At 41.2% G+C, this 2,291-nt stretch carries 2 protein-coding genes; both read right to left on the reverse strand.

The window, feature by feature from the left end; genetic code table 11:
- Positions 1 to 41 precede the first annotated feature (41 nt).
- Complete coding sequence (locus GX089_05470; GenBank protein ID NLP01923.1) at positions 42 to 788, reverse strand: ATP-binding protein; 747 nt, start codon at positions 786 to 788, stop codon at positions 42 to 44.
- Between the two features lie 11 nt (positions 789 to 799).
- Positions 800 to 2,291, reverse strand: a 1,492-nt coding sequence (locus GX089_05475; protein NLP01924.1) for an IS21 family transposase, incomplete at its 5' end; no start/stop codon positions are given.

Consider the following 2,291-nt stretch of genomic DNA (forward strand, 5'->3'; position numbering starts at 1 on the left):
AGCTAATTAATGTTTAAAGATAATTGATGCGGACTAACCGGTCATTTTTGTTGAGAATTTTGCTGTTTTTTTCTCATGGAATCTCCTTTCAGATTAAGCTGTATTGATTTCTGAATAATTCTATCACAAATAGCATCGGCAATGGTCGGATCAGGCATACGTTTATGCCATGATTGGACCGGATATTGAGTAGTTACGACGATAGAACCCGTCTGCTCTTTCTGTTCAATAATATCCATTAGCATTTCTGCCTCTTTAATATCTGTTGCATTCATTAGGAAATCATCAATAATAATGACTTTGATTTTTGAGAGTTTGGCAAGAAATTTGAGATATTGTCCAGTACCTTTTGCTGTGTGAATTTCTTCAAAAAGCAAAGCATATCTGATTTTCCATACCGGATAACCCATCGTGCAGGCACGATAGCCTATTGCTTCAGCTACATAACTTTTACCGCTTCCGGTTGGACCCGTCAATATGACATTACGGTTACTCTCTATCCAGTCAGTAGAAGTAAATAACATGATGTCCTTTTTAGTAAAACCACGATTCTGTTCATACAGAATGTTTTCAATGGTTGCCTGATCAGGTTTAAAATTAGCTCGTCCAATCATTCTCTGAAGTTTTCTTCTCTGGCGAGCGCAGTATTCATCCTCAACAAGTAATGCAACAAACTCGGATGGTTCAAGCGCATCTGTTTCATTGTTTTTTATCCGTGTTAAAAGAGATTCTGCCATTGTAGTAAGTCGCATAGAACGAAGTTGATCAACAACAGTTTGCAAGTGCATAATAGTACCTTTCAGGAAATTGAATAATAATTGGATCCCCGAATATTATCGTGAATATCCGGTTTGATCTGTGGAAAAGAGATAATTTGCTGTGTGTCCAAACCACGCTCCAGAATGGATTTTACATCGACATATCTGTGCGCCCTAAGACTAAGTGCTCTTGAACAGGCAGCTTCCATTCGCTCACGGGGATAGATTTTTGCAAGTCGTAACAAACCCTGCACTGCTCTGAACCCCTGCTGAGGGTGTGCACATTTTTTCATTATCGCTTCAGCCATAGAAGCAGTGGAAGGACCGATTTCAGATGCTTTAGAAATAAACCACTCTGGTCGCATACCATGTACAAAAGCATGACTGGGAGGCATGTGCTCGGCATTGGTAGTGTAACCTCCCTGTCGTGTAGAGAACTGATGTCTGCAACAATGTTGCCCATTATGGTATATCTCTATGGTTGACCCATTCAGGTGTACATCAACCCGCTTTTTGGCTAATGCAAATGGTACACTGTAGAAATGCTTTTTAAATTGTATATGGTAATTCAAACCTACAGCAACATCCTGTTTTACCTCTGATATCCGGAATTGATTTTTCGGTAAAGGCTTCAGATAAGGTTTGTCCAATTCCAGAAATCTCTGCTTTCTGCTCTGACCACCATAATCACGCATAGGCCGGTTATTTAAGAAATCCAATTCTTTGGCTATAGCCTGATTTATCTCAGACAAGGAGAAAAATGTCCTGTTGCGTAAAGCTGCAATTATCCAGCGTTGCGCTACAAGAACAGCACTCTCAACACATCCTTTATCACGAGGTGCAGCCGTACGGGTCGGCAGGATCACTGTACCATAATGCTCGGCAAACTTGGAAAACACAAGATTTATACCAGGGTCATAACGATTTGCTTTTGTCACTGCGCTTTTGAGATTATCTGGTACGATACTGGCTGTTACACCACCAAAAAACTCAAAAGCATGCACATGGGACATGGAAAAACAACTATCATTTTGAGAATCGGATGCTTCCGCATAAGTATAGCTGCTTGCTGCAAGTGCTGTAACAAAAACGTCTACATCATGTATCTCACCAGTCTCACGATCAACGTAAAACAATCCATCGCCAGAATAGTCCGAATACAGTGTGTCTCCACCTTTATGCACCAGGTGCATACTAAGCTTTGGACTTCTGTTTGTTTTGATGTAGCGGTAGAAAGAAGCCTGACTCATACAATCAGGATACTGCTGCTTGTACTCATGATAAAGAAGCTGAATTGTTACATGCTTTTTTGCCAGCTCCTGTTCAATGTATGCCAGATCCGGCAAAGGTGCTTTGGAGTTTTCTGGCAATGCAGGTGTTTTTTCCGGAAAAACAGCCCTTTCAAGCTGTTCATCTGTGATATCTGGCGGTAATGGCCAGCTTAACCCAGAAGCCTTGAAATGTGCACAGGTACTGTAAACACAGCCCTTTGATTTCCTGACCGCTAAAGCAGTCTTTTCCAGACTTAGCCCA

Source organism: Fibrobacter sp. (assembly GCA_012523595.1).
Lineage (GTDB): Bacteria > Fibrobacterota > Chitinivibrionia > Chitinivibrionales > Chitinispirillaceae > JAAYIG01.

Bases quoted from the DNA above. Each gene is read 5' to 3' on its own strand.
- GX089_05470 (NLP01923.1), bottom strand. From the start codon at position 788: ATGCACTTGCAAACTGTTGTTGATCAACTTCGTTCTATGCGACTTACT.